The organism is Novosphingobium sp. (genome assembly GCF_041915465.1).
GTDB lineage: Bacteria > Pseudomonadota > Alphaproteobacteria > Sphingomonadales > Sphingomonadaceae > Novosphingobium.
Genome location: NZ_JAYSBK010000127.1, coordinates 1 through 7493, shown reverse-complemented (window position 1 = coordinate 7493; position 7493 = coordinate 1). Strand labels below are relative to the sequence as shown.

6 protein-coding genes are annotated in these 7493 nt (G+C 63.6%); 2 read left to right on the top strand and 4 right to left on the bottom strand.

Annotated features, from left to right (window positions below):
* The 4 genes from ACE3SN_RS15310 to ACE3SN_RS15295 form a co-directional block, all read right to left on the bottom strand.
* Window positions 1-638 (bottom strand): VOC family protein (locus tag ACE3SN_RS15310; RefSeq protein ID WP_374531465.1); only part of this gene is annotated, 638 nt, incomplete at its 3' end.
* 55 nt (window positions 639-693) lie between these two features.
* A complete protein-coding gene (locus ACE3SN_RS15305; protein WP_374531463.1) occupies window positions 694-1719 on the bottom strand; it encodes an FAD-binding oxidoreductase in 1026 nt (341 codons plus the stop codon).
* Entirely contained in the window at window positions 1703-3055 is a 1353-nt protein-coding gene (locus ACE3SN_RS15300) for a Rieske 2Fe-2S domain-containing protein (RefSeq protein ID WP_374531461.1), read from the bottom strand. Before ACE3SN_RS15300 ends, ACE3SN_RS15305 begins: the two co-directional genes overlap by 17 nt.
* A 121-nt stretch (window positions 3056-3176) precedes the next feature.
* Window positions 3177-5558, bottom strand: coding sequence for a TonB-dependent receptor (locus tag ACE3SN_RS15295; protein ID WP_374531459.1), 2382 nt, complete (start codon window positions 5556-5558; stop codon window positions 3177-3179).
* 319 nt (window positions 5559-5877) lie between these two features.
* Between ACE3SN_RS15295 and ACE3SN_RS15290 the strand changes: the two genes are divergently transcribed.
* Entirely contained in the window at window positions 5878-6660 is a 783-nt protein-coding gene (locus ACE3SN_RS15290; protein ID WP_374531457.1) for an IclR family transcriptional regulator, read from the top strand.
* A gap of 37 nt (window positions 6661-6697) precedes the next feature.
* Window positions 6698-7450 (top strand): aspartate/glutamate racemase family protein, encoded by a 753-nt coding sequence (locus ACE3SN_RS15285; RefSeq protein ID WP_374531455.1) that lies wholly within the window; start codon window positions 6698-6700, stop codon window positions 7448-7450.
* Window positions 7451-7493: the final 43 nt, after the last annotated feature.

Sequence of the window (7493 nt, the reverse complement as noted above, 5' to 3'; positions counted from 1 at the left end):
TCCACCATCAGGTGCTGGAACTTGCCGCCGGGGCGCCCTTCGGCCTCGGCCATCAGCGCCAGGGTGTGGTGGCGCGGGTTGCAGTGCAGGAACACGGCGTCGTTATCGTCCCAGGCGATGTAGTCCGAGATCGAGAAGCCCATGACGTCCTGGTAGAATGCCAGTGTCGCCTTGAGGTCCTTCACCCAGAACGCGATATGGCCGAGGCCCAGCGAGCCGGTCTTGTACCCGGCCACGCCCCGGCTGGGGTTGAAGGGTGTGTGGGAGACGAGCGGACCGTAATAGATATCTGTCGGGCAGCCGATCATCGGGCAGGTGTAATGATAGAGTTGCTTGACCTTGCGCGCGCTGCACTGCGCCGGGGTGCCGGGTGTCAGTTCGACCCCGCGGCTGCGCAGTTCAGCGGCCAGTTCCTCGAGCCGTTCGATGCTGCCGACTTCCCAGCCGACCACGGCGACGCTGTCTTCCCCGGTAGGATAAAGCGTGATGCGGTGATGGTATTCGTCGATTCGGAAATCGAGCGCATCGCTGCCCTCGCGCGAACGCGGCTCCATGCCGAACACCTGCGTCAGGATCGTGCGCCAGCGGTCGAAATCGGCAACGTTGAAGGCCACATAACCCAGACTATCGACGCCCATATCCATACTCCTTGCCGTTTGTTTTCAATTGTTCGCCAAGACTTTGTGGCTCGGCTCAGGTGCTCGCCACGAACTGCTCGGCGAAGATGTTTTCCGGAGCCAGCCCCAGTTCTTCGAGGTGCTTGCGGGCGGCCTCGATCATCCCTGGCGGGCCGCACAGATAGGCGACGCTATCCTCGGTCAGCCCGTCCTCGGCGCTCAACGCGGCAACCGGATTGCCCAGCCGCACACCGTCCGCAGGCTCGCCGCGATCGACCGAAATGCGCGCGTCGAGGCTCGGCATCCAGTGCTGGCGAAGTTCAAGCTGGTCGAGGCCAAACAGCCCTTCGGGGGTCTGACAGCCAAAGCTGAGCAGCACCTTGGGCTTGCGGCCAGGGGCCGCGCGCAGCGCGTCGATCATCGACAGCATCGGGGCAAGGCCCGTTCCGCCCGCGATCATCACGTGGGGGGCGCGGACCTTTTCCTTGAGGAAGAACTGCCCGAACGGCCCGCTGATATCGACCACATCGTCGACCGCCGCGCGGTTCACCAGCCAGTCCGACATCACCCCGCCGGGAAGGATGCGGATCAGCAGCTCGATCTTCGGCAGGTCTGCCGCCGTGGTGGCCATCGAATAGGAGCGCACCGCATCGGTGCCCGGCACCTTGACCTGAATGAACTGGCCGGGCCGGAAATCGAACCAGGTGCCCTCGGCCAGTTGCAGTTCGAGCCGCATCACGTCGCTTGCAACTTGCTCTACCGCGTTGACGAAGGCCTTGCCCTCGATCGGCCGCCCCGCCCCGGCCGCACTGTCATACCCAAGCGAAAAGCGGCACGCGCCCTTGGCCTCGGTCACGCAGAGCAGGCGGTAGCCTTGCTCGCGCTCGGAGGGGAGCAGCGAAGTGCTCGAACCGGGCCGGTGATCGGCCTCGCCCTCGTCGAGATGAGCAAGACAGCTGCCGCAGCTGCCGGTGCCGCATTGGAACAGCACCGGCGCTTCGGCCGCCAGCGCGGCATCGAGCACGCTCTGGCCGGGTTCGACCGTCAGTTCGTGCTGGACGCCGTCGCTGAACGCGAGGACCGCCTTAATAGGAGTTAACATTTTCGATTTTCTCGACCTTGTAGCCGGGGGCCTTGCCCTGGGCGAGGCGGCGCATCCGGATGCTCGAGGTCTTGGTCGCGTTGGTCACGCCCTTGCCGGGCTTGGCAATCCCGCGGTTGTGCCGCGAGGCCAGCTTGCGCCAGGTGACGGGCGAGATGTCCGTTTCGACCAGCTGCTCGTTATCCCAGCCGGTGCCATCGGCGTAGAATTCCTCCATCGCCTCGCGGGCGTAGAGGTCGCAGTCGTTGAAGCCCCGGATGCACAGCGGCATGTAGAGGTTGTCGAAGCGGTACTGGAACTTCTTGCGCTCCTCGTCCGTGTTGCAGATCCGGAGCATGACTTCCCAGTATTCGTAGAGGTCATCGGTGATCGGCACGTACCATTCGTACTGGACGACATGCTCTTCCGGCCAGTTTTCGACCATCAGCACGCCCGGCAGCACCACCGAGGTGCGGTAGAACCGGCCCTTGAGGTTTTCGACCTTGAGACCGAGGTCAGGGTTTTCGAGAACCGGTGTCCAGCGGTCGGTGAACAGCCACTGCATCTGGCCCTTGGGGCCGTCCTCGTCCTCGATCAGAGTGATCGCATCATCGGTGGCGGGCAGGATGCCCAGCGGCAGCACCCAGTCCATCGCGTGGACGATGGCGTTGTCGGCGTGGACCAGGATGTGGGCGTTGTCGAACCCGTTTTCGCAGGCGATGCGCCAGTTGGTCTGGCCGGTACGGTGCAGACCCAGCGCCACCGCGTTTTCGTCGAGAATGCTCGGCGCGGCGGGCCACAGCGGGTGCGGATACTTTTCGCTGCATTCCGGAAAGCGGACGGGCAGGTCGGTCGAAAGCGGCGGCACGTCCTCGTCGGGGAAATCGTCTTCGCGCACGAACACGAAGATCATGCCGGCCACTTCCTGTACCGGATAGGTGGTGACGCCGGTCTTGCCGATCAGCTTGCTGTTCGGGTTGGCGACGATGTTGTTGAGCACGCCGGTTTCAAGGTCGAAGTTGAAGCCATGGTACCAGCACGCGATCGAGGTATCGTTGAAGCACATCGGCTTGGCCGACAGGCGCACGCCGCGATGCACGCATTGATCCTTGATCGCATAGAGCTTGCCCGCAGCGCGGCGCAGCAGGATCGGAACCCCGGCGATCTGGATGCCTTCCACGGCCTGTTCGGGCAGTTCCTCGCTGAACAGCGCGGGATACCAGTGGTTGATGAAGCCCCAGGCGGCATCCTTGTAGGGCTGGTACTGGCTCTGGGTCTTTTCGTCATTCATCCGGTCGGCGCTGATTTCGTTCTTGCGAACCAGCGTGCGGCGGCGGACGGGAGTTGCATCGTTCATGGCTGTACCTTCCTTCTCAAAGTCTCTCCCCGGGGGTCCGGCGTTTGGCTCTCGTTGGATTGTTGGTGGGTGCGGTCCGAAAAGTGGGGCCCCGCCTGTGCAGGGCCCCTAGTCGGGTGGATCAATTAAGGGTGAAACCGGCGGTGATGCCCCACCAGCGCGGACGGCCGTAGGATTCCTCGGTGCAACCGCAGAGCGTGGAGAGGTCGTAGCCCACGGTCTTGTACCGCTTGTCGGTCAGGTTGTTGACGAAGAACGAGAGCCGGAAGCGCTCGCTATCGTCTTCCCAGCCGATCCGGGCGTTGAACAGGGTGTAGCTCGGCAGCCAGTTCGCATCGAAGTTGCGCAGGTTGTGGTAGAAGCCCGAAGTGTAGCTGGCGTCGCCGCCGAAAGTCAGGCTGCCGCCCGCGACCGAAACCGGCGGGGTATAGCTGATCCGGCCGGAAAGCTGCGTTTCAGGCGCGAAGGCCGGACGCACGTCGCGCGTCACGCCCGGTGCCACCTCGACGTTCTTGACCCGGGCATTGAAGAACGAACCGGCCGCGGCGAGCTGCAGGCCCTGCACCGGACGCAGCGTCAGTTCGAATTCCGCGCCATAGGTGCGGGCCTTGCGGTTCTGCACGTAGCCCGACACGTTGGCGAAGGTGAACGCCTGGTAGTTCGAGTAGTCGTAATAGAACGCCGCCGCGTTGAAGGTGCCCTTGCCGTCGAGGAAGGTCGCCTTGAAGCCGCCTTCGTAGGACAGGATCTCTTCGGGCAGATAGGGAATCTGACCAGCGGTGAGCGGCGGCGTGCCGTCGGGCAGCTTGGCGTTGTAGCTGCCGCCCTTCACCCCGCGGTTGATCCCGAAATAGACCAGCAGGTCGCGGCTCGGGTGATATTCGAGCTGCGCCTTGCCGGCCCACAGCGTGTCGGTGCGCCTGTGATTGAAGCTGGGCTGCAGCGGGAACAGCACGGTGCTGTTCGCATCGATCCGCAGCGGATCGTTGTCGCTCATCGCATTCGAGACGAAGGAGTATTCCTGGTGTTCGCGGATCAGGCGCCCACCGACGATCAGCTTGAACTCAGGCGCGAACTCGTATTCCGCCTGACCGAAGACCGAGGCGCTTTCCGTCTTGAGCGCGAAGGAATTGACCAGGTCGATACCGGTGGTGGTCGCTCCGAAGATGCTCGAGAAGATCGAATAGGCCGGCGCCAGAAACCCGTTCGAGGACTTGGCCTTGACGTTGAGGTAATAGAGGCCGGTGGTCCATTCGAGGCCATTGCCCGAACCCGAGAGGCGCAGCTCCTGCGAGAAGACATCGGTATCGCCCAGCGTACCGTAGTTCACCAGGTTGGTCGGCGAGGCATCGACGTCCATTGCGAAGTTCTTCTTGAACTTCATGTAGTTCGAAACCGAGACCAGGCTGACGCCGCCCATGTCGTAATCGATGTGCAGCGCAGCGTTCCAGGTTTCGGTGCGGTTGAGGTCCGAAACGCCGAAGTCCTTCGAAAGTTCCAGCTTCTTCGGATCGGGAGCAACGAAGCCGAACCAGTCGGCACCGGGCAGACGCGAAGCCGGCGCGCCCGAGAAGGCGGTGTAGTTGTTGCCGTTCTGGTCGATCGCGGTGCGGGTTTCGGTCGGGCTGGCGTAGATCGAATTGATCACGCGGCCGGACGAATCGACCACGGCCACGGTTGCGGCCTGGGTGTAGGGTCCAGTCGAAAGATGCTGGCGCGAAGCCGCGCCGACCAGGCGAATGGTCAGATCTTCGGTCGGCTTGAACTGCAGCTGGATGCGGCCGGCCAGCGTGTTGTCGTTCGATTCATTCTGGCAGCACGGGTTGGTCACGCCGCCAAGGTTGATCGGCACGCCGCCAGCGGCACCCGCCGGATAGGTGTTCTTCCAATAGGGATCGTAGCGGTCGAACAGCCCCGAAACGCGCAGCGAAACCTTTTCGCCCAGCGGCAGGTTGACCATGCCTTCAAGCTTGACCTGGTTGAACCGGCCATAGGTGCCATCGAACTTGGCTTCGAGCTTGTCGCTCGGCTTGGCGACGACATAGTGGACGAGGCCGCCCGTGGCGTTGCGGCCGAACAAGGTGCCCTGCGGACCCTTCAGCACTTCGACGCGTTCGAGGTCGAACAGGCCGAAGGTCTGGCCCTGCATGTTCGGGATGTAGCTGTCGTCGACATAGACCGCGACCGGCGCTTCGACCGCGTCGTTGAAGTCGTTCTGGGTGACGCCGCGGATGGTGAACTGGCTCATCTGCCCGCCGACGTTGCCCGAAACGTGCACGCCCGGGGTCAGCCGCGCGACGTCGATGCTCGAAGTGACATTCATTTCGCGCAGTTCGTCGCCGCCATAGGCAGCGATCGCGATACCGACGTCCTGTTTCGACTGTGCGCGGCGCTGGGCGGTGACGACAATTGCGTCATCGCTTCCGCTCGCCCCCTGATCGGCAACGTCCTGAGCATAGGCGACATCAGCCATGACCATTACGGCCAGAGCGGCGCCAGACATGAGAATACGCGCTCGCATAACCCACAAACTCCCTGTGTCGTTTTCCCGGCCGGTCAGACCTTGAAGCCTGCCTGAACCTTGGTTTTCCGCCCCTGTGGCGTGATCGGAGAATGTGGTCGGCAAGCCCGGCCTGTCAAAGCGGCGACCCGCGTGGTTCTCGGAATATGAGATCAGCTTCGATTGAGTTTCATAAAAGTGACCAAAATCCTTCGATTGACGTTCAATTGAATTTCTATACAAATTGCATCGGAAGTTGCTGATGGGAGAGCGAACGGCTCGACGGCACGCGAATCAACGCGGCATGTGAGGGAGAACCAAGATGGCGACACCGGAGATCAAATCCGTGGGCAAGGCGTTTGCCCTGCTCGAGTGCCTGGCGGCAGACGATACCTGCGTCAGCCTGCCCTCGATGGCCAAGCGCTGCGGGCTCAGCGTGGCGACCGCGCACCGCCTGCTGGCAACGCTGGAATCGCTGGGCGCGGTGATCCACACCGGACCGGGTGAATATGCGATCGGCCTGCGCCTGCTCGAACTGGCGCGCCGGTCGAGCTTCGAAGCCCTGCTTGCCTCTGCCACGACGCCGATTCTCAACCGGATCACCCGCACCACCGGCTCCACGGTTCATGTCGGCGTGCTCGATCCGGAACGCATGGTCACCTACGTCGCGCGAAGCGCCACGCGCGCAACGCGCATTCCCACCATGCCGGGCGTCAAGCTCGAGGCCTATTGCTCCGGCCTTGGCAAGGTGCTCCTGGCCGACCTGCCGGCCTGCGAGCGCGACACCTATTTGTCCGAAGGCCCTTTCCCGGCGCTGACCTCGCGCACGATCTGCGAGCCCGAGGCACTGGGCCGCGAGTTGGCGACCGTACGCAGCCGGCGCTTCGCGGTCGACGACTGCGAAATGTTCGACAACCTGCGCTGCGTGGCCGTGCCGATCCTCGGCCCCGACGGCAGGGTTGTGGCAGCGCTGTCCGCTTCGCAAAACAGCGCCGACCTGCCTGGCGCCAAGGTTGGCGCGCTCGCCGCCGAACTCGCTGGTCATGCTGCCGCGATTTCCGCCAAGCTATTCCCGCGCGGCGGCGCCCACCGCGCCGCGCACTGACGCACCCCCTTCCCCGCCAGTTCAGGACAGCCAGAACATGACCACCAAGCGCATCAAGATGATCGTCCCCGTCCCCCTGCCGCAAGAGGCACTCGCCGGCTTTGCCGCGCAGATGCCGCCGGGACTGGTCCGGCCCGAGATCGCGGTCGAGTTTACCGGCGTGCGCAACGGCACCTCATCGCTCGATTCGCTTTACGAGGCGACCCTGGCCGATGCCTTCTGCCTCGAAGCCGGGATGCGGGCCGAGGAAGAAGGCTATGCGGCAGTCTGCATCAACACGATGAGCGATTCCGGCCTTGCCGCCTTGCGTTCGCGCCTGACGATCCCGGTGACCGGACCGGGGCGCAGTTCGTTCCACCTTGCCGCAGACCTTGCCAAGCGGTTCTCGGTGGTGACGATGTGGCCGCAGTGGCACTGGATCTATGAGAAGCTCGCGCTGGAAACAGGTCTTGAAAAGCGTCTCGCCTCGATCCGCGACATCGGCGTGCGGCCAGATACGCAGGAACTGCTGGCAGGCAAGGAAGACATCGTGTTCGGCGCGCTGCTCGACGCGTGCCGCAAATGCATCGACGAGGACGGCGCCCACGCGATCATCCTGGGTTCGACCACGATGCACCAGTCGCACCAGTACCTCAGCGAGCGGCTTGAAGTGCCGGTGCTCAATCCGGGACTGGTGGCCTTCAAGCAGTGCGAGATGCTGCTCGACCTCGGCCTCAGCCACTCCAAGCTGACCTACCATACGCCCGAGGCCCCCTCTGACGTACTGGCCAGCGTGCCAGCGGTATTCTGACGGCGGCTCAGCCCGCCGAAAGGCCGCCGTCAATCGACAGCAC

Bases quoted from the DNA above. Each gene is read 5' to 3' on its own strand.
- ACE3SN_RS15305 (WP_374531463.1), bottom strand. From the start codon at position 1,719: ATGTTAACTCCTATTAAGGCGGTCCTCGCGTTCAGCGACGGCGTCCAG.
- ACE3SN_RS15300 (WP_374531461.1), bottom strand. From the start codon at position 3,055: ATGAACGATGCAACTCCCGTCCGCCGCCGCACGCTGGTTCGCAAGAAC.
- ACE3SN_RS15295 (WP_374531459.1), bottom strand. From the start codon at position 5,558: ATGTCTGGCGCCGCTCTGGCCGTAATGGTCATGGCTGATGTCGCCTAT.
- ACE3SN_RS15290 (WP_374531457.1), top strand. From the start codon at position 5,878: ATGGCGACACCGGAGATCAAATCCGTGGGCAAGGCGTTTGCCCTGCTC.
- ACE3SN_RS15285 (WP_374531455.1), top strand. From the start codon at position 6,698: ATGACCACCAAGCGCATCAAGATGATCGTCCCCGTCCCCCTGCCGCAA.